The 19,236-nt window shown below is 33.1% G+C and carries 19 protein-coding genes, 1 tRNA gene and 1 pseudogene; 13 read left to right on the forward strand and 8 right to left on the reverse strand.

Annotated elements, in window-relative coordinates; genetic code table 11:
* Window positions 1-8 precede the first annotated feature (8 nt).
* The 10 genes and pseudogenes from AAGD39_RS06430 to AAGD39_RS06475 all read left to right on the forward strand — a co-directional run bounded on the left by AAGD39_RS06430 (window position 9) and on the right by AAGD39_RS06475 (window position 7,627).
* On the forward strand, window positions 9-377 hold the full coding sequence (locus AAGD39_RS06430) for a dihydroneopterin aldolase (RefSeq protein ID WP_341757257.1): 369 nt from the start codon (window positions 9-11) through the stop codon (window positions 375-377).
* Window positions 364-1,764: pseudogene (folP, locus tag AAGD39_RS06435) on the forward strand (dihydropteroate synthase). Before AAGD39_RS06430 ends, folP begins: the two are co-directional and overlap by 14 nt.
* On the forward strand, window positions 1,761-2,267 hold the full coding sequence (locus tag AAGD39_RS06440) for a dihydrofolate reductase (RefSeq protein ID WP_341756528.1): 507 nt from the start codon (window positions 1,761-1,763) through the stop codon (window positions 2,265-2,267). The pseudogene folP and the gene AAGD39_RS06440 overlap by 4 nt, the downstream one beginning before the upstream one ends.
* On the forward strand, window positions 2,264-2,929 hold the full coding sequence (locus tag AAGD39_RS06445; RefSeq protein WP_341756529.1) for a CADD family putative folate metabolism protein: 666 nt from the start codon (window positions 2,264-2,266) through the stop codon (window positions 2,927-2,929). Before AAGD39_RS06440 ends, AAGD39_RS06445 begins: the two co-directional genes overlap by 4 nt.
* The gene (locus AAGD39_RS06450; protein WP_341756530.1) at window positions 2,919-3,656 is read left to right on the forward strand and encodes a coenzyme F420-0:L-glutamate ligase; all 738 of its coding nucleotides are present in this window, start codon (window positions 2,919-2,921) and stop codon (window positions 3,654-3,656) included. Before AAGD39_RS06445 ends, AAGD39_RS06450 begins: the two co-directional genes overlap by 11 nt.
* Window positions 3,657-3,847: 191 nt before the next feature.
* Window positions 3,848-4,141 carry an IS110 family transposase gene (locus tag AAGD39_RS06455; RefSeq protein ID WP_341756531.1) on the forward strand — a complete coding sequence of 98 codons (294 nt, stop codon included), beginning with the start codon at window positions 3,848-3,850 and terminating at the stop codon, window positions 4,139-4,141.
* Window positions 4,142-4,177: 36 nt separating this feature from the next.
* Window positions 4,178-4,927: an IS3 family transposase gene (locus tag AAGD39_RS06460; protein WP_341756532.1), complete on the forward strand. Its 750-nt coding sequence runs from the start codon at window positions 4,178-4,180 to the stop codon at window positions 4,925-4,927.
* 498 nt (window positions 4,928-5,425) lie between these two features.
* Complete coding sequence (ltrA, locus tag AAGD39_RS06465; protein WP_341756533.1) at window positions 5,426-6,688, forward strand: group II intron reverse transcriptase/maturase; 1,263 nt, start codon at window positions 5,426-5,428, stop codon at window positions 6,686-6,688.
* Window positions 6,689-6,732: 44 nt separating this feature from the next.
* A complete protein-coding gene (locus tag AAGD39_RS06470) occupies window positions 6,733-7,209 on the forward strand; it encodes a DDE-type integrase/transposase/recombinase (protein WP_341756534.1) in 477 nt (158 codons plus the stop codon).
* Between the two features lie 106 nt (window positions 7,210-7,315).
* Window positions 7,316-7,627 (forward strand): transposase, encoded by a 312-nt coding sequence (locus AAGD39_RS06475; protein ID WP_341756535.1) that lies wholly within the window; start codon window positions 7,316-7,318, stop codon window positions 7,625-7,627.
* 35 nt (window positions 7,628-7,662) lie between these two features.
* Here the strand turns inward: AAGD39_RS06475 and AAGD39_RS06480 are convergent, their stop codons facing one another.
* Window positions 7,663-8,361: a M15 family metallopeptidase gene (locus tag AAGD39_RS06480; RefSeq protein WP_341756536.1), complete on the reverse strand. Its 699-nt coding sequence runs from the start codon at window positions 8,359-8,361 to the stop codon at window positions 7,663-7,665.
* Window positions 8,362-8,869: 508 nt separating this feature from the next.
* Here AAGD39_RS06480 and AAGD39_RS06485 point away from each other — a divergent pair.
* Window positions 8,870-9,505, forward strand: coding sequence for an epoxyqueuosine reductase QueH (locus AAGD39_RS06485; RefSeq protein ID WP_341756537.1), 636 nt, complete (start codon window positions 8,870-8,872; stop codon window positions 9,503-9,505).
* A 412-nt stretch (window positions 9,506-9,917) separates the two neighbouring features.
* Here the strand turns inward: AAGD39_RS06485 and AAGD39_RS06490 are convergent, their stop codons facing one another.
* The 5 genes from AAGD39_RS06490 to AAGD39_RS06510 form a co-directional block, all read right to left on the reverse strand.
* A complete protein-coding gene (locus tag AAGD39_RS06490) occupies window positions 9,918-10,406 on the reverse strand; it encodes a DDE-type integrase/transposase/recombinase (RefSeq protein WP_341756485.1) in 489 nt (162 codons plus the stop codon).
* Between the two features lie 44 nt (window positions 10,407-10,450).
* Window positions 10,451-11,161, reverse strand: coding sequence for a reverse transcriptase domain-containing protein (locus tag AAGD39_RS06495; protein ID WP_341756484.1), 711 nt, complete (start codon window positions 11,159-11,161; stop codon window positions 10,451-10,453).
* A gap of 626 nt (window positions 11,162-11,787) precedes the next feature.
* Window positions 11,788-11,864: transfer RNA gene (locus AAGD39_RS06500), tRNA-Arg, on the reverse strand.
* A gap of 42 nt (window positions 11,865-11,906) precedes the next feature.
* On the reverse strand, window positions 11,907-12,764 hold the full coding sequence (locus AAGD39_RS06505; RefSeq protein ID WP_341756538.1) for a M23 family metallopeptidase: 858 nt from the start codon (window positions 12,762-12,764) through the stop codon (window positions 11,907-11,909).
* Between the two features lie 8 nt (window positions 12,765-12,772).
* On the reverse strand, window positions 12,773-14,077 hold the full coding sequence (locus AAGD39_RS06510) for an APC family permease (RefSeq protein ID WP_341756539.1): 1,305 nt from the start codon (window positions 14,075-14,077) through the stop codon (window positions 12,773-12,775).
* Window positions 14,078-15,008: 931 nt separating this feature from the next.
* Here AAGD39_RS06510 and truA point away from each other — a divergent pair.
* Window positions 15,009-15,854, forward strand: a complete 846-nt coding sequence (gene truA, locus AAGD39_RS06515) for a tRNA pseudouridine(38-40) synthase TruA (RefSeq protein ID WP_341756540.1) — start codon at window positions 15,009-15,011, stop codon at window positions 15,852-15,854.
* Between the two features lie 245 nt (window positions 15,855-16,099).
* Here the strand turns inward: truA and AAGD39_RS06520 are convergent, their stop codons facing one another.
* Window positions 16,100-16,591, reverse strand: coding sequence for a copper chaperone PCu(A)C (locus tag AAGD39_RS06520; RefSeq protein WP_341756541.1), 492 nt, complete (start codon window positions 16,589-16,591; stop codon window positions 16,100-16,102).
* A 255-nt stretch (window positions 16,592-16,846) separates the two neighbouring features.
* Window positions 16,847-17,104, reverse strand: coding sequence for a DUF2671 domain-containing protein (locus tag AAGD39_RS06525; RefSeq protein WP_341756542.1), 258 nt, complete (start codon window positions 17,102-17,104; stop codon window positions 16,847-16,849).
* Between the two features lie 145 nt (window positions 17,105-17,249).
* Between AAGD39_RS06525 and AAGD39_RS06530 the strand changes: the two genes are divergently transcribed.
* The gene (locus AAGD39_RS06530; RefSeq protein WP_341757258.1) at window positions 17,250-18,986 is read left to right on the forward strand and encodes an ABC transporter ATP-binding protein; all 1,737 of its coding nucleotides are present in this window, start codon (window positions 17,250-17,252) and stop codon (window positions 18,984-18,986) included.
* The last annotated feature ends 250 nt before the right edge of the window (window positions 18,987-19,236 follow it).

Here is a 19,236-nt window from a genome sequence, read left to right on the forward strand (position 1 = left end):
GGATATGGATTCATCTTGGATGTAGCGATCAAGAAAAGTTTCATTCACAATTAGTTAGTTTTAATATTGAATTAGAATTTACAACTCCCCCACAAGGTACAATTACTGACAAACTTGAAGATACTGTTTGTTATTTTGAGCTTGTTCAAAGTATTAAATCCCTTTGCCAAACTAAACATTTTAATCTTATAGAACATTTAACGATGGAGGTTTATCATGCTATTGACAAATTTTTAATGAGATATCGAGATCTTGTTCAATCTGTCAATGTAACAACACGTAAAATGTCACCACCCATCCCAGATGTTCATGGAGATATCGCCTTTACTTATGGCTCTGCTTTATATAATAAAGGAGGGAGAAATGATTTATATTAGTCTTGGTTCTAATTTAGGAAATCGTATTAATAATTTAAATATTGCTGTGAATCTATTAACACAAGGTTATTTACGCAATGTTAAATCTTCAATTGTACTTGAAACCAAAGCAATTTTGCCAGATAATGCTCCTCCATCTTGGAATAAGCCATTCTTAAACATGGTAATTGCAGGAGAAACGGATTTATCACCCGATGCACTACTTACAACCATAAAATTGATAGAATTTGATATGGGGCGATTGGCTACTTATGAAAAATGGAGACCTCGTATTATAGATATAGATATTTTGCTTTGGGATGAACTCCAGATTAATACTCCTTATATTACAATTCCACATCCAGAATTAAGTACACGACCATTCTTGCAACATCTTTTAGCCCTCATGGGAGTACAACCTTGGACAAAGATGTCTGTGGCAAATTCTTTTTCTAAAAGCTTTGTTCTACATCCTTCATTTGTGGGAATTGTTAATATTACAAGCGATTCCTTTTCAGATGGAGGACAATTTAACGATCCAGATAAAGCAATTGAGCAAATTCAAGAATTAGCTAGTGATGGTGCTAGTATTATTGAAATTGGTGCTCAATCCACAAGGCCAGGGGCTGTAATTCATACACCAAAGGAGGAATATAATAAGTTAAAACCTGTTCTAGATGGTATTACAACATTAATAAACAATGAAATGATTAAAGTTAGCATAGATAGTTTCTGGTCATCCACTGTTAGGAAGCTTCTTGAAAATTATCAGATTAGTTGGATTAATGATGTCAAGGGTGATTTTGATGATCAGACTTTGAAGATTATTGCTGAAAAAGGTTGTAAACTATGCCTCATGCATTCATTGAGCATTCCACCTAATCAAGAATTAATTCTATCTTTAGAACACAGGCCTATTAGTTTGTTAAAGGAATAGGGAAAGCAATCCATAGACCATCTATTAAATATCGGCTTTTCTCAAGAAGATATTATCCTTGACCCAGGTATTGGCTTTGGGAAATCGTCATATCAAAACATAGAGATTTTACGATATGCTCAAGAACTCAAAAACTTAGGGGTTCAAGTAATGGTTGGGCATTCTAGAAAATCCTATATTCAGGCATTTTCTCTAACTGAAGCTAAGAATCGAGATATTGAAACTATTGCTATTTCCCTTGCATTAAAAGATAAGGTAGATTTTCTGCGAGTCCATAATGTAAAAGACCATATGCGGTTTTTTGCAACCTATCAAAACTTTCAGCAGGAGAGTATATACTCAAATGATTTGGAGAATTGGAACGTAAAACAAGGGGTGAGCGAACGGAGCGTAGATGAACTACGTGAGTACGCGAATGTCCCGAAGTTTTACGGAGCCAATTCTTCAAAGCAGAAGAGTATACTCGAATGAAGCAAGAAAATAAGATAATAGGTATCATGGCAGCAACGGCACAAGGAGTTATTGGTTATAGAAGTGTTTTACCTTGGAGCTATCCTGAAGAACTTGAACATTTTAGAACCACAACTATTGGACATATTATGATTATGGGACGAAAGACTTATGATGTAATACCAAAAACTTTGTCGACTAATAGAGAGCTTATTGTTTTTTCTCGTAATCCTCACTTTGTTTCTAGTGATACAAAGATAGTAAGTTCATTGAATGACTTCTTACAATATATTCAATCTTTAAACTCAGTAAAGAAACTTTTTATGATTGGAGGTGCTAATATTGCTCATTTATTTTTAGAAAATAATCTGATTTCTTATTTTATACTAACAAAAATACACCACTTATATTCTGGTGATACATCCATTGATTTAAAGTATTTTAAAGGATGGGATGATAAAATTTTAAAAAAACACCCTAATTATACTATTTGTAAACTTACAAACATAAAGGAGTTCTCTTGACATTTTGTACAAACCTTAATACCTCTCTTGAGGTATTTCATTTACTTAAACACCCATTTTATAAGGCATGGAATGAAGGATTACTGGAACGTAGGATATTACAAATCTATGCAAAAGAATACTATCATCATGTTTCTGCCTTTCCTAGATATATAAGCCAAATCCACGCTCTTTGTAATAATGTTCAAGCAAGGCAAATTTTGCTAGAGAATTTGATCGATGAGGAAAAAGGTGATGAAAATCATCCTGAATTATGGTTACGCTTTGCTGAAGGGATAGGCGTATCAAGGAAGTCAATCCCTAATGCTCCAGAATTACTTTCAACTTGCAAGTTAGTTGAAGGATATTTGGAGCTAGTGAGAACAGACTACCCTACAGGATTAGGGGCTTTGTATGCTTATGAAAGGCAAACGCCAGAAGTCGCTACTTCTAAGATTGCTGGTTTAAAAAAGCATTATGGAATTCAAAATGGCAAAATATTGCAATTTTTTTCTGTTCATCAGGAAGCTGATAAATGGCACACAGACCAATTAGTTAGTCTGATAGAAGAGCTTAACAAGGATGATCAGCAGAAAGTTTCATATGGTGCAAAAGAAGGAGCTAAATTACTATGGTTCTTTCTTGATGGAATGGCAAAAATGATAGAATGCCATGCTTGTTAAAGGGGTAAGAACTCACAGGATTGAGGTTAATGATTGTCTAGAACAAATTTTAGATCAATATATTCAAGATATTGTAGATGGGGATATTGTTGCTATAACCTCCAAGATAATTAGTGTTATGCAAGGACGTTTAGTTCCAAAGGATAGTATATGTAAAAATTTGTTGATTCAGCAAGAAGCAGACTTAGTGTTGGAGACAGATAATAATCCTTATGATCTTTATTTAACTATCAAGAATGGTATACTTATACCTTCTGCTGGCATAGATGAATCAAACGTACATGGAGTCTATGTTTTATATCCTGAAAATATTCAAAAAACAGCTATTTGTATCTGGGAGTATTTGAAAAAGAAACATAATATAAAAAAAATTGGTGTTGTGATTACAGACAGTCATACAACAATCATGAGGCGAGGTGTAACAGGTATCGCCCTTGGTTGGTGTGGTTTTATCCCCCTTTATTCATATATTGATAAACCTGATCTTTACAATATCCCATTAAAGGTTACACAAGTAAATATTTTAGATGCTTTGGCTACTGCAGCAGTTTTTATTATGGGTGAAGGCGATGAACAAACGCCTATTGCCATTATTAAAGATGCACCCAAAATTTGCTTTCTTGATAGATCACCCACAATAGAAGAAGAAAAAAATATCTTGATTCCTATGGATGAGGATTTATACTCTCCGTTATTACGGGCTGCTAAATGGCATGTTGTCAACTAAAGCTATAATGCCCCCTAGACACTTATATCTTTAAATTATGATATAAGTAATTGTAAGAGGGTGACTTGATAGACACTGGACTGAAATAGTCGTAAACAGAATAAGTACCCTCTTACAAAGTTTGCTTTGAACAAATTGCAGAAGGTGCTGGAAACAGCAGCCTTGCACAATAAGATGAAGGAGATTATATCATGAGTAAAATAATAGGTCTAGATGTAAGTAAAAAATGGTTAGATATATGTTTATATGAGTCTAACAATAAACCGATATATAATCGTTTTTCCAACGATAAGTTAGGGCATGAAGAACTGATAAAATTAACAAAAGAACAAGAAATTAAGCTAATAGTATGTGAACCTACTGGAGGTTATGAAGCGGATATTTGCCAAAAATTGTATAATAATAAACAACAGGTACATAAAGTCAATACATATTATAATGGACTGAAAAAAATGGACAGAAAAAAAGAGGTATTAGTTTCCTAATTAAGATAAAATAATAAGAAAAAATTAGGATAAAAAATGACAAAAGAAAAAGTAAAAGTTTTTAGTGCTGAAGAAAAAACTAGGGTAGTATTAGAAGTACTGAAAGAAGATAGTCCATTATCAGTGATAGCATCAAAATATGAGATAAGCTCAAAGACAATTAGTAATTGGAAGAAACAATTTATATCAAATGCAGCATTGGCTTTTGAACCAGCAAAACTAGTAAGTAAATATCAGGAACAAATTAATATGCTGAAAGAACAAAATGATGACTTAGCTAAAACTCTTGGAAAAACAATAGTAGAGAGAGATTGGGCTGTGGGAAAGCTACAAAGCTTGGAGTTATCAAATAGAAAAGAACTTGTCGATTCCAAGCTAGCAATGTTACTAAAGACAAGGCAATATAAATTATTAAAGATTAATCGTTCTTCAATGTACTATAAAGTAAAACCATTTAGTGCGTATAACTTAAATATTTTAAATAAAATAGATGAAATATATACTGATAATCCTGAATTTGGTTATCGTTATATCCATAGACAATTATTAGAAGATGGCTTGGTTATTGGTAAGGATCGGGTTCTAAAATATATGAACATGATTGGCATAGAGGCTATTTATCCAAAGAGGAAAAAATTAACGTCTGAAAAAGATAAACAGCATAAAATTTATAGTTATTTGCTTGATAAATACTGGTCTAATTTAGGCACAAGTAAAACTGTAAATGTACCTAACAGTAACGAGGTTTGGAGTGGAGATATAAGTGTGCCGTGCCAAGCGGCTTGAGAGATGAAGGTAGGCCCTTCGCAGTCGATTTACAGGAATAGGCTGCAAACCACTGCATGCGGCAATTGTTTAAGGGCATTGTCGTGAGCGATGCAGAAAAGGCATCCTTGAGGTGTCAGGTATAGACTTAAGAAGACGAACAACAGTGAACCACCGTTCAAGTGTCGAAAGCGCTTCAGATGATGTCAAAACCAAGGAGGTTATGTTGCTTTGGGATAAATTTAGCGGGAACCTGTTTACTGGCTAGGTGGCATCCGGCATAGAGGTGGCGTGAGTTTAAGTCAAGGCTTTCAAGCTGAACACGGGAATCTGTGCAACGATGTTAAAGGAAAGGCACAAGCGGAAATAAAACCGTGAGGCTGATAGTACTGATGCGTATACACAGGGGCGGACAGACATGTAGTAATGATGAAGTTGCTGTAATGGCAATGGAGTGAAGGTGTCTGACCATTTTAGCTGTTCATCACAGTGTCAACTAAATTTATTTAGGAGGAGCTTATGAAGACAGTAAAGCCTTTTGAAATTTCTAAGCAACATGTATGGCAAGCATACCAATGTGTCAAGAATAATAAAGGTGCAGCAGGAGTTGAACAACAAACTATGGAAGAATTTGAGCGAAACTTAAAAGATAATTTGTATAATATATGGAATCGTATGTCCTCAGGCAGCTATTTTCCTCCTGCAGTAAAAGCTGTGCCTATTCCAAAGAAATCAGGTGGAGAACGAACCCTTGGGATTCCAACTATTTCAGATAGAATAGCACAAACTGTAGTGAAGATGGTACTTGAGCCATTAGTTGAGCCCATATTTGACGAAGATTCATATGGTTATCGCCCAAAGAAATCTGCACATGATGCCATAGCAGTTACAAGAGCAAGATGCTGGAAATATGACTTTGTTGTTGAATTTGATATCAAAGGTTTGTTTGATAATATCGATCACAAACTATTAATGAAAGCATTGGAGAAACATTGTAAGTGCAAATGGGTACTACTTTACGTACAAAGGTGGCTTAAAGCACCATTGCAAGATAAAGATGGAAATATTATTATGCGCGATAAGGGAACACCTCAAGGAGGAGTGATAAGTCCAATATTAGCAAATTTATTTTTACATTATGTATTTGATGCATGGGTAAGAAGAGAAATGCCAAGTGTAGCATTTTGTCGTTATGCTGATGATGGTTTACTCCATTGTCAGAGTCAAAAACAGGCAGAATATGTGTTACAAGTTATTAGACAACGATTCCAGGAATGTGGTCTTACGATACATCCTGATAAGTCAGGTATTATATATTGTAAGGACAATAATCGTCGTAATGAATATGAACGAATCAGCTTTGACTTTCTCGGATATAGTTTTAGACCAAGAAGATGTGTAAACAAACAAGGCATGGTTCATCCAAATTTCTTACCTGCGATAAGTAATAACTCTAAGAAAGCAATCATACAAACCATAAGGAGTTGGCACATTCAGCTTAAGAATGACAAGTCCTTATCTGAACTTTCGGAAATGTTTAAAGCTGAGTTAAGAGGTTGGTATAACTATTATGGGCAGTTTTATCCATCGGCAATGCACAACATATGGAAGCACCTGAATTGGTATTTGGTGCAGTGGGTTAGGAGAAAATATAAGAAACTTGCATGGCATAAAAGACGTGCAAGAGAATATCTAAATAGATTAGCAAATCATAATCCTGAAGCTTTTATACATTGGAAATTAGGAATATATCCAAAGGCTAAAATGGTGGGAGCGGTGTGAGCTGAGAGGTTTCACGCACCGTTCTGAGAGGGGCTGAAGCTGTAATGCTTCAGTCTACTCACCCTTATGTTCGAACTAATTCGGGATTTATGTACATGGCAGGAATTATCGATTGGCATAGCAGAGCTGTGTTGAGTTATAAATTATCAAATAGTATGGACGTAAATTTGGTAACTGAAGTATTGCAGGATGCACTTAACAAATACTCTGCACCGCAGATATTTAATAGTGAACAGGGCAGTCAATATACCAGTAATGAACACATTCAAATTTTACAAGAGCATAACATTAAAGTTTCGATGAATGGTAAAGGAAGAAGTATTGATAATATAATCATGGAGAGATTTTTTCGAACTTTAAAATATAATTGTATATTTATTAACGATTTTAAAGATGTTAAAGAACTTAGGAGAGGTATTGATGATTATATAAATCACTATAATTATAGAAGATTTCATTCAAGTATTGGTTACAAAAAACCTATGAATGTCTATCTAAATTCTATACAAAATTATGAATAAATTGCAGCTTGAAAAATGAAAAAATGGGAAACAAAATTATTATTTTTTTGTCTTGATTTTTCAGTCCAGTATAGAATTAGGGAATAAAAATTATAGTAGTAACGAATTGTCAGCAATTGTAGGGATAGCTCCTTATGCCCGTGATAGTGGTAATAAGCAAGGACGAAGATTTATTAGAGGTGGCAGAAAAATACCACGAGATGCTTTATATATGGCGGTATTGGCTGGTAAAAACGGTGTCAAAAATGGTTTTCAATATTTGAAAGCTTTATATGATAGGCTTGTTAACAATTTTAAACCTAAAAAGGTTGCTATAGTTGCATGCATGCGTAAACTACTTGAAGTATGCCATAAACTTATTCAACAAAAACGTTGTTTTGTTAAGTGTCTAAAACATTATAGATTCTTGCCTACGTAGGAATGACAAGGGTTAATATCTTCTACTTTTAAATATTATTCAACATCAAAATCAAAATACTGATCTTTATAAGGTTCGTCTCGTAAAGTATAATGCCACCATTCAGGAGCATATTCCCCAAAATTATATTTTTTCATTTTCTCGCGTAAATAATTACGATTTTGTAAGTAACGTTGATCAATTAGGTTACTATCATGGTTGGATACTGAATCCATAAGGTCTACAGAGCTAAACATGTCAACCGTATTATCATCAAAATAAGGTATAGAACGACCGTCTTTTATGGTTCTTTTTATCATTTTAGGGTTGATATGTAATTGTTTTCCAAGTTCAATAATAGTTAAATCCACCGTACTTCCACGACTATGAGCTGATTGCTTGCAAACATAACCTAACAGAAAAATTTCAGTTTTATTGATGTACGGATAATGAGAGTCTTTCATTCTTTGATCAGCGCTATCCGTCCCCCAACTAACAAAATGTTGTACAGCTTTTTGGGGTCTATAAGCATCATAAACTACCAAAGAGTAATTATCATTTTTTATATCTTGCTGAACATTTTTTAGGGCAATCGCTGCTTCCTTAGTTAGCACTACTCTAGGAGCTTTGTAGCCCCTGATTTGTTCTCCCACAAAATTTTTATTACTATAATACATCATTTGTTGAATTATGGTTGGGTCTATTTGATCCAAATACTCAAATCCTTTAGGCAAACTAGTTGTTTTATTTAACATATATATATCTCAATTAAACTAATATTAAATATTTAGTGACAAAATTATTGTTAATAAAAAATAATAATTTATTATGCACTTTTCTACAAAACAATACAATATCTATATTATTGAATTGTTCTTGTGATAATATAACCAACTTAAATGGTATTTAGCTATAGCTAACTCGAATAAGTTCTAGATAATTCCTTTGTCATTACGAGGAGCTACTTTAGTAGCAACGAAGCAATTCAAAAAGTGATTAGAAATGGATTGCCACGACCGCTCTCATGGTCTCGCTAATAGACGGAGACTATCTAAAACTCTAACGGGTTAGCTATATTTGTTTCAACGAAAAGGATGTCATTCCCGCGAAAGCGGGAATCTATAATATCTCAGAGTTTTCTGAGTACTATTTTATATCCTCGCCTACGGGGGAATGACAACTTACACTTGTTATGTTCTTTGTCATCTAATCCTATGGGCTTAATTATATTTTAAAATTTTATAAAAAAATTAGCAGATAATTATGAATGAAATTCTATCAGTACCAAATGGTGAAAGTAAAGTTCTACTACATTCTTGCTGCGCTCCATGTTCAGGAGAACTTATGGAAAAAATGTTGATGTCTAGCATTGACTTAACTATTTTCTTCTATAATCCCAATGTTCATCCTAAAAAAGAGTATAAAATTCGTAAAGATGAAAATATTCGTTTTGCTAAAAAAATGGGTATTAATTTTATTGATGCAGATTATGATGTGCAAAATTGGTTTGCTAGAGCAAAGGGTATGGAATGGGAGTCAGAAAGAGGTAAACGTTGCTCTATGTGCTTTGATATGCGTTTTGAACGTACAGCACTTTATGCCTATGAGAATGATTTTAAAGTTATTACCAGTTCTCTTCGTATTTCCCGCTGGAAAGACATGAACCAAATTAATGAATCGGGTATCAAAGCTGCTTCTCATTACGATGGAATAACTTACTGGACTTATAATTGGCGTAAATATGGAGGCAGTAGTAGAATGTACGAAATAGCTAAACGTGAGAATTTTTATAAGCAAGAATATTGTGGCTGTATCTACTCACTTAGAGATACCAATAATTGGCGTAAGTCAAATAACCGTGCTGAAATTGAAATTGGAGAAGAATATTATAAGGAATAAAAAGAAAGACAAAAAGCAATCCAAATCTTAATATCTTTTCATCCTTTTGGATTGCTTCGTCGCAGCAAAGCTGCTCCTCACAATCTGATATATCCCCACGAAATCAATCAAGGTCGATTCCTTGGGATATAATTAAATGCAATGGTTGTAGCAATGGAAAAATAACACTTAATTTATTGTATTCAAGTAAAAAAATAGACTTTTTCTCGTGGTATTTGCTTGGAAAAATTTTTGTGTACCTTGACTATATCCTATTATTGGTTCAATATATGTAAGTGATTTTTATTGTTTGTTAGCAACTAATTCCGTGGGGATATATCAGCTCGCAATGACGCTTGTGTAGCATAATATTATACTGGACTGAAAAATCAAGACAAAAAAATAATAATTTTGTTTCCCATTTTTTCATTTTTCAAGCTGCAATTTGTTCATAATTTTGTATAGAATTTAGATAGACATTCATAGGTTTTTTGTAACCAATACTTGAATGAAATCTTCTATAATTATAGTGATTTATATAATCATCAATACCTCTCCTAAGTTCTTTAACATCTTTAAAATCGTTAATAAATATACAATTATATTTTAAAGTTCGAAAAAATCTCTCCATGATTATATTATCAATACTTCTTCCTTTACCATTCATCGAAACTTTAATGTTATGCTCTTGTAAAATTTGAATGTGTTCATTACTGGTATATTGACTGCCCTGTTCACTATTAAATATCTGCGGTGCAGAGTATTTGTTAAGTGCATCCTGCAATACTTCAGTTACCAAATTTACGTCCATACTATTTGATAATTTATAACTCAACACAGCTCTGCTATGCCAATCGATAATTCCTGCCATGTACATAAATCCCGAATTAGTTCGAACATAAGGGTGAGTAGACTGAAGCATTACAGCTTCAGCCCCTCTCAGAACGGTGCGTGAAACCTCTCAGCTCACACCGCTCCCACCATTTTAGCCTTTGGATATATTCCTAATTTCCAATGTATAAAAGCTTCAGGATTATGATTTGCTAATCTATTTAGATATTCTCTTGCACGTCTTTTATGCCATGCAAGTTTCTTATATTTTCTCCTAACCCACTGCACCAAATACCAATTCAGGTGCTTCCATATGTTGTGCATTGCCGATGGATAAAACTGCCCATAATAGTTATACCAACCTCTTAACTCAGCTTTAAACATTTCCGAAAGTTCAGATAAGGACTTGTCATTCTTAAGCTGAATGTGCCAACTCCTTATGGTTTGTATGATTGCTTTCTTAGAGTTATTACTTATCGCAGGTAAGAAATTTGGATGAACCATGCCTTGTTTGTTTACACATCTTCTTGGTCTAAAACTATATCCGAGAAAGTCAAAGCTGATTCGTTCATATTCATTACGACGATTATTGTCCTTACAATATATAATACCTGACTTATCAGGATGTATCGTAAGACCACATTCCTGGAATCGTTGTCTAATAACTTGTAACACATATTCTGCCTGTTTTTGACTCTGACAATGGAGTAAACCATCATCAGCATAACGACAAAATGCTACACTTGGCATTTCTCTTCTTACCCATGCATCAAATACATAATGTAAAAATAAATTTGCTAATATTGGACTTATCACTCCTCCTTGAGGTGTTCCCTTATCGCGCATAATAATATTTCTTTTGTCATTTTTTATCCTAATTTTTTCTTATTATTTTATCTTAATTAGGAAACTAATACCTCTTTTTTTCTGTCCATTTTTTTCAGTCCATTATAAAATGGAAAAATTTTAGTGATTATTTCTCGCGGAGTAAACACCAATATCTAGCTCGTTTATGTCACTACTAAACTAATACTAAACTACAACTGTAGTACTAGGGTACATAACAATTATCTTTTATCTAAATTTTCAAAAAAATAAAAAATAGCATCAGTATTTTTAACTAACCTGGATATTGCATGAAGGTATCAATATTTATCTCTGAACCCCTTGTAATATAAGGAGTTTGGAAGAATTGCACAAAAATACAAATTGTATATTTAAAATTTTATATATTTTAGCCTGTAGTCCTCATGAGACAAGGGCTAGCATAATTGGTTCATTTCTATCATGCAATATCCGGGCTAAATTGTTAGGAAGAGTTAATGATACCGTCATACTTCCTCCCTGTGAAAAACGGTTAAAAATAGACTATTTTGTAGGTCAAATTTAGGGGCTTTTAACAAAAAATAGTAATGAAATAGTAATGGAAATTCTTTTAGAAAATAAAAAAACTCTAGAAAATCCTTTAGGGTTGGTGAAACCGGAGGGATTCGAACCCCCGACCTAGTGATTAGGAATCACTCGCTCTATCCTGCTGAGCTACGGCTTCTCTTCGCACTATTTCTAGAGAATAAGCATTATAGCAAAGTTTTTAACAGTTACAAGCGTGTGATATGAAATCGAATGGATCGACATGTTTGTCATTGAGCCGGATTTCAAGATGCAAATGCTCCCCCGTACTATTACCGCTATTACCTTGTACCCCAATAATCTGGCCTTTGATAACCATATCTCCTTCTTTTACGTGTATTTTTTTTAAGTGAGCATATTTTGTAATAAATTTATCTGAATGTTTTATTTCTATCAAATTTCCATAAGCACTTTTTCGCTTTACGGTAATAATGATTCCGTTAGCAGAAGCATAAATGGAAGAGTCTTGGTATCCTTTTAAGTCTGTTCCACAATGGAACTTCTTTTGTTTTTTCCTATGATGTTTACGTATGCCGTAATGACTAGTAACCTTTACATTGTATTGTGGTAACATTATAGGAATAGTGGCAGTTAGCTTATCTAGTTGTCCCAACTCATCAATATTATAAGAACTATTTTTATTACTAGCTTTTTGAACAAATTGTAATTCTTTTTGAGATAGGAACTTATACTTACAATGTAACTTTAGCAACAAGTCTTTTATTTTTGTTGATTTAATCATTGCCTGACTATTAATTGCTTGGTTATTAATATTTTTAGCTCTAATAGCTTTAAATTTTTGTAAAAAAGCCTTGTTATATTTTTTATTATTAATAATAAGACCAAAATTTTTTGCATAGATGCAGTTATTTTTACTTAGTGCTGCCAAATTATATTGTATAATTAAAGTGCCGTGATTTAGTTTATGATCTTTTTGTAATTGTTGTGCAGTGATGTTTAAAAGCGTCTTGTTGGTAGATGAGGTGCTACATCCTTGTAGGAATAATATAGTTAATAATAGTATAAAGGACTTAAGCATTTATATCCTTATAAAATTTGTCTACATAACCTAAAAAGCCATTGCTTATACCAAAGAAAATAAACAGGTATTCCGCTTAATACAAATGAGATAGCTATTATTGTAACCTTTAATGGCGTTTCATAAATAATCCATAGGCAAAAGACAATTGATCCAAGGGCAATTAACCATTCATATATGGAAGATTTTTCTGATTTTGTTAACAATAATTTTAAAAAAGCTATGCTACAAGCTAGATATACAAATAAAAAAGAGATAACTGAAAAATCAATTATGTCGGTAACTTGTTCCGATAAATCTTCATTGGTTGTACTAATCAATAATGCTAATATTCCAGTACAACTTATGACTAAACTCCAAATTGGAGCACCATTTTTATTTTGTTTAGCAAAAAAAGATGGCATTAATCCGTCTTGGGCTAGTCCCAAAGAAATCTGTCCACTAATTAGTACCCAAGCGTTTAACGTTCCAATACAAATAATTGAGGCAATCAAAGAAATAAGTATATGCCACTGACCACCAAAGATTATTTGGGTAGCATCTACATAAGGAGCTTTAGAATGTATTAAATCTTTTGGTGGGATTAAACCAATTATTCCAACACTATTAATGAAATACAAAATAGCAACACAAAGCGTACCTATTACTACGGCTCTTGGTATTGTTTTCGATGGGTTAATTACCGAACCAGCTTGAGCAGTTGCTGACTCTAAACCAATGAATCCCCAAAATGTTAATAATGTTACCTTACCAATAATTTGAGAAAAAGTTAAATTATTTATTTGCTTATCTATAACAAAATTGTTACTATCAAAATGATATAATGCGGTAACTGGCACTACTATTAGTGGAATAAATTTTAACATTGTTAGTATGAATTCAGCCCTTCCTGCTGCTCCTATACCTTTAAGATTTAGCAACATAATAGCAAATAATAATAATATTTGCAAAATTAAGCATATAAAACTATTATTCACCCCAATTAAAGGTGTTAGATATGTAATAGCTGAAATCACCACTACAGCCGTACTAACCCATGAGATAACCCAATAAGTCCAACCGGTGAAAAATGCTACATCGTTGCCAAATGCCTTTTTTAAATAAACATGTGGTCCGCCTGTTTGTGGGAATCGTGAACAAAGTATAGCAAATAGCAGCGCTAAAATTACAGCACCGCACGAAGATATTACCCCTCCAACTAAACTAAAAATACCGAATGGTGCTAAACTTGCTGGTAATATTAAAACGCTGGTACCAACTTGGCTACCAATAACTAAAGCAAAAACTGACCAAAAACCGAGCTTCTGTGACATATAATCCTGAACTGTATGAATAAACCCTGAACTTATTTCAGGAGACCTCAGCATCCGTAATGGCAGTCAATAACTCACCTTACGCATAACCCCCATGACAATTTAAAAATTGCAGAAAAGTACAAGACGCTATTAGCGAAACCACGTAGTGGTTGTGGCAATCCACATTCATTAGATTGCTTCGTCGCTACTAAAGTAGCTCCTCGCAATGACTCTGTGCTGTTTTCCCTATGGCTTTCAAACTCCATGCGTAAGGTGAGTCAATAAAAAAATAGTAATTTAACTTAAATCTTACAATTATTTTGTCGGCTCACGCTTCCTCGTAATAGGCGTCAGTTACTATGGCTAAAATCTTTTCGGGTTAGCTATATCCTAAATCAGTAAAAGAGTCAATCACTTATCGTTAACAAGCTAGCATAAGTTCTAAAGTTCATATATAATGCCTGCTAGGAGACTTTCGGAAATAATTAAAGTAATCTATATTTGGCTCTTTTTGGCTGCTAATAAACAGGATTTTCTTGAAATAGGTATACTCAAATGATTTAGACACTGTTAACAAAGCTTATTTAATTGGTGAATAAAGTCTTTTTTGCTGCAAATTATAAGATTTTTTTGAAATAGGTATACTATTCCGGCAAAAATCTTATTAATTTTCGCTAAAAAATCCATTAATTCATCAATCAAATAAGCTTTGTTAACAGTGTCTAAAGAATTGTTTTTTGAAAATATCAGGGATTCGCATACTCACGTACTATAGTACGCTGCGTGTTCTAGCCCCTCATTTTTAAATCCAATTCTTCAAATCATTTGAGTATACACATCCTATCAAAAATCCTATTTTATTCTCGCCGAAAAATAGCTCAAAATATAATTAATTAGTCATCTCCGAAAGTCTCCTAGGACAACAAAATTCCCAGTGAAGAGATTTTTTATGAGGCTGTGTTTTGGTTTAGATTCTCATCTATACGATAATGATATTAAAGATCATGAGAGTGATAATGACAATCCATCAATTTTGCAGACCACTAAGAATTTAGATTTTTATAGATATAAAATTACTATTGAATATTTAGGAACTGCTTTTGTTGGTTGGCAGAAGCAGAGTGATGCTGTATCTATTCAACAAACATTGGAAGATGGGATATATAAATTTACCGGTGAAATAGTAACCGTACACGGAGCTGGTAGGACTGATGCAGGGGTGCATGCTTTAGGGCAAGTAGCACATTTCGATTTAATGAAATATATGCATCCTTATAAAGTTATGCAGGCTATCAATTATTTTGTGAGATCTTATAATATAGCGGCAGTTGATTGTGTTCTAGTAGACAGAGATTTTCATGCAAGATTTTCTGCTCTAGAACGTCATTATGTCTATAAAATTATCAATAGACCTAGCCAAGTTATAATAGATTTAAATCGTGCTTGGTGGATAAAATACCCTCTTGATGTTGAAGCAATGAGATGCGGAGCTTCCTTCCTTGTAGGACATCATGATTTTAGCTCCTTTAGGGGGAAGTTTTGCCAAGCAAAGTCACCTATAAAAACCTTATCCGAGTTAATTATTACCCAGAAAAACGAAGAAATAAAAATATATTTTTCTGCTCGATCTTTCTTACACAATATGGTTCGAAATATTGTTGGTAGTTTAGTATTAGTGGGACGTAATATATGGCAGGAAGATGATATCCAAAAAGTTCTGGATGCTAAGAAAAGAGAAGCAGCAGGAGCAAAAGCTCCAGCATGTGGTTTGTATTTCCTTAGAGTTGACTATTAACTTAATCGCTACTTCAAAAATTGTTTAAATAACTTTTAAAGTAATGGTTAGCCTGAATATTGCATGATAGATAATAAACCAATTGTTCTAGTCCTTGTCTCATGAGGGATACGGGCTAAAATATATAAAACTCTAAATATACAATTTGTATTTTTGTACAATTCTTCCAAACCCCTTATATTACAAGGGGTTCATAGGTAAATCTTGATACCTTCATGCAATATCCGGGTTAGAATGAATAGTAATTATTGTATCTTTACTTCTACTTTCACAACTTTCTGAATGTTGTTATCGAAATATAAGAATAGATCAAATTTATCACCAACTTTCAGTATGGTTTTTAAATCTAAAAGCATAATATGCATACCGCCCGGTTGTAGAATAGCACTGGTTTTAGTTGGGATAACTAACTTATCAAGTTGTACCATTTTGCTAACACCTTTTTCGTCAACAAAACTTTTATGTAACTCAACCTTGTTAGCAACCTCGGAAGAAACATTTACTAAATTATAATCTGTATCAGAATTATTAACAATTTCAAGATATATTGCCGAATTATTACGTTTTCCAACAACAGTTGACGTCGAAGGTCTTGCCCAAGCATTTCGTATTTCGATAGACTCTGCTGATACCGCTGTATTATCCGGATTATTATTGCTTGGGGTAGCAGCAAAACACACTGATAGGCTAAAACATAGGCTAACAGCAATGATGGTTATTATATTCTTAAGTATCATATTATCCTCATAAATTAAGTTACTAGAAGCCTGTCGGAGATAACTAGTTAATTATATTTTGTGCTATTTTTAGGCGAAAATAAATAGGATTTTTGAAGGAATAGTAATAGTGTGCCTATTTCAAGAAAATCCTGTTTATTAGCAGCCAAAAAGAGCCAAATATAGAATTACTTTAGTTATTTCCGACAGTCTCCTAGAGTCACTTTAGTATACATCATATTATATGATACACTAAGTATTATTTAGTATATAGTTCTAATTTTGGTTTACTTTAACAAATTTTTGTTTAACAGTATCCCAATTATAGTGAACATTTACTGTTTTAATTTCTGTGACTGTAATATCTCCATTAGATAACTGTGCAACATCAAAGCCTCTTTGGATAGATTCAGTAATTAAAGTCGTTGATTGACAAATATACCTAACATTAAAAAAAGGATTATTATCAGTATCTAATGAATTAGTATCTTTCTTAGTTGGACTATTCAAAATAGGTATGTTTTTTTCTTTCATTCTAGATAACTTCAGATATTCTGTACTGTTTTATAACAGTTTCGTAATAAGGTGGCAAGACCTGTTTGTTGTTAATTTAAGTTATTTAGTATTTTGTAATGAGGAGGGTGCTGTGCTAGGAGATTTTGGTTTCTCAAATTCGGCAATGGGGTTATTTTTTTATTTTTTAAAGAAAAGAAAAATTAAACTAATTATTCTAGGGTTGTTATGCATAATGTTGGGAATGATACCAGCTGTTGATAGTGTGTTGCTGCAAAGAATTATAAATTTGCTAGAGTCTTTTTCTGATGAAAAGGTTAAAGAGCTACCTTCCTCTATGATGTTTTGGGCAATAATATATGCAGTTTGGTGGATAGGTGTAAATGTTATGTGGCGAGTGTATGATTATGTTTATTTAAAAACAATGCCTTATATCAAAGGACAGATATTAGATGAGATGTATAATTATACTCAGTATCATAACCATAAATTCTTTCAAGAAAACCTTGCCGGTCATATTACCAATCGTATCACTGAGGCTGCTAGATCTTTTGAAATAGTTTTATCCTTATTTGGTGAAAAAATTATATATAAACTAGCTATAATTATTTTCTCTCTAGTAGCCATGTACTCAGTTCATCAAGTATTTTCCACTATATTTCTGATATACATTTGCACTTTTGTCGGGATTACTGTTGTTTGTTCAAGTGCAATAAATAAATATTCAATAAATTATGCACGCAGCAAATCAATAGTTGCGGGTAGTATTGTTGACTTAATAGCCAATATTAGTGCAGTGCGAATGTTTACTTCTCATAAATTTGAACGTCGTAATCTAGAAGAAAAAATAGATAATTCGATAGTTAACGAACAGATCATGCAGTTTTTCATGTTCAAACTACGTTCTGTATTGGGGGTAATTTGTACTGTAATGATTTTTATCATGATTTATTATTTGGCGATACTCCGTAGTCAAATGCAAATAACTATAGGAGATTGTGTCTTGATACTTACTCTATGTACGGCTGTTACTGATGAAATATGGGTTCTAACTCAGGAAATAGGGGATATATTTGAAGAATTTGGTTCTTTTAACCAAACTATATCATTAATGAAACCTCATATTACAAAAGATATTGACAATGCCCATCTTCTAAATGTTACAAAAGGTGAGATAGAATTTAGAAATGTTAGTTTTACATATTATCATAATAATAATTTATTTGAGAATAAATCCATTACAATTTTGAGCCAACAAAAGGTTGGGTTAGTAGGATTTTCTGGGTCAGGAAAAACAACTTTTGTCAATCTTATTACACGGTTGCATGATATAGACCAAGGAGAAATTCTAATTGATGGACAAAATATTAGATATGTAACACAAGACTCTTTGCGAGAAAACATTAGTATAATTCCGCAAGAACCAATCCTATTTCATAGGACAGTTATGGATAATATTAGATATGGAAAAAAAGACGCTAACCTAGAAGAGGTTATAGAAGCGGCAAAAGCAGCTCATATACATCAAGTTATTACCACTATGCCAGAAGGATACCAGAGCTTATGTGGTGAAAGGGGTAATAACTTGTCAGGTGGTCAGAGGCAGAGGCTAGTAATAGCACGGGCAATATTAAAAAATGCTCCAATATTAATCCTTGATGAAGCAACAAGCAGTTTAGATAGTGAGACTGAGAGCTTAATACAAGATTCTCTATCTTACTTAATGCAAAATAAAACTGTATTAGTTATAGCTCATAGATTATCAACTTTGTTAAATATGGATAGAATTTTGGTTTTTAATGAAGGTAGTATAGTTGAAGATGGGTCGCATGAGGAATTATTAAAAAACAGTAAATTGTACAAAAAATTATGGAAATCACAAGTAAAAGGTCTAATAATTTAAAGTCCGACAGGGATTATGTCATCCCCGCTTTCGCAGGTATACTCAAATGATTTGGAGAATTGGAGCGTAAGGGGTGAGTGAGCGGAGCGTACAGCTAGTACGTGAGTACACGAATACCCCGAAGTTTTGCGAAGCCAATTCTTCAAAGCAGCAGACTATATCTAAAAAGTTTTGAGGTGCTATAGATTCTCGCTTACGCGGGAATGATATTAATATCACAAGAGTTTTTAAATTATTAGTAGAAACTATT

This window comes from Candidatus Tisiphia endosymbiont of Nemotelus nigrinus, from assembly GCF_964026475.1.
In the GTDB taxonomy this organism is placed as follows: domain Bacteria; phylum Pseudomonadota; class Alphaproteobacteria; order Rickettsiales; family Rickettsiaceae; genus Tisiphia.

Excerpts from the sequence above, each read along its gene's own strand:
- AAGD39_RS06440 (WP_341756528.1), top strand. The coding sequence starts at position 1,761 with ATGAAGCAAGAAAATAAGATAATAGGTATCATGGCAGCAACGGCACAA.
- AAGD39_RS06450 (WP_341756530.1), top strand. The coding sequence starts at position 2,919 with ATGCTTGTTAAAGGGGTAAGAACTCACAGGATTGAGGTTAATGATTGT.
- AAGD39_RS06455 (WP_341756531.1), top strand. The coding sequence starts at position 3,848 with ATGAGTAAAATAATAGGTCTAGATGTAAGTAAAAAATGGTTAGATATA.
- AAGD39_RS06460 (WP_341756532.1), top strand. The coding sequence starts at position 4,178 with ATGACAAAAGAAAAAGTAAAAGTTTTTAGTGCTGAAGAAAAAACTAGG.
- ltrA (WP_341756533.1), top strand. The coding sequence starts at position 5,426 with ATGAAGACAGTAAAGCCTTTTGAAATTTCTAAGCAACATGTATGGCAA.
- AAGD39_RS06470 (WP_341756534.1), top strand. The coding sequence starts at position 6,733 with ATGCTTCAGTCTACTCACCCTTATGTTCGAACTAATTCGGGATTTATG.
- AAGD39_RS06480 (WP_341756536.1), bottom strand. The coding sequence starts at position 8,361 with ATGTTAAATAAAACAACTAGTTTGCCTAAAGGATTTGAGTATTTGGAT.
- AAGD39_RS06485 (WP_341756537.1), top strand. The coding sequence starts at position 8,870 with ATGAATGAAATTCTATCAGTACCAAATGGTGAAAGTAAAGTTCTACTA.
- AAGD39_RS06490 (WP_341756485.1), bottom strand. The coding sequence starts at position 10,406 with ATGCTTCAGTCTACTCACCCTTATGTTCGAACTAATTCGGGATTTATG.
- AAGD39_RS06495 (WP_341756484.1), bottom strand. The coding sequence starts at position 11,161 with ATGCGCGATAAGGGAACACCTCAAGGAGGAGTGATAAGTCCAATATTA.
- AAGD39_RS06505 (WP_341756538.1), bottom strand. The coding sequence starts at position 12,764 with ATGCTTAAGTCCTTTATACTATTATTAACTATATTATTCCTACAAGGA.
- AAGD39_RS06510 (WP_341756539.1), bottom strand. The coding sequence starts at position 14,077 with ATGTCACAGAAGCTCGGTTTTTGGTCAGTTTTTGCTTTAGTTATTGGT.
- truA (WP_341756540.1), top strand. The coding sequence starts at position 15,009 with ATGAGGCTGTGTTTTGGTTTAGATTCTCATCTATACGATAATGATATT.
- AAGD39_RS06520 (WP_341756541.1), bottom strand. The coding sequence starts at position 16,591 with ATGATACTTAAGAATATAATAACCATCATTGCTGTTAGCCTATGTTTT.
- AAGD39_RS06525 (WP_341756542.1), bottom strand. The coding sequence starts at position 17,104 with ATGAAAGAAAAAAACATACCTATTTTGAATAGTCCAACTAAGAAAGAT.
- AAGD39_RS06530 (WP_341757258.1), top strand. The coding sequence starts at position 17,250 with ATGGGGTTATTTTTTTATTTTTTAAAGAAAAGAAAAATTAAACTAATT.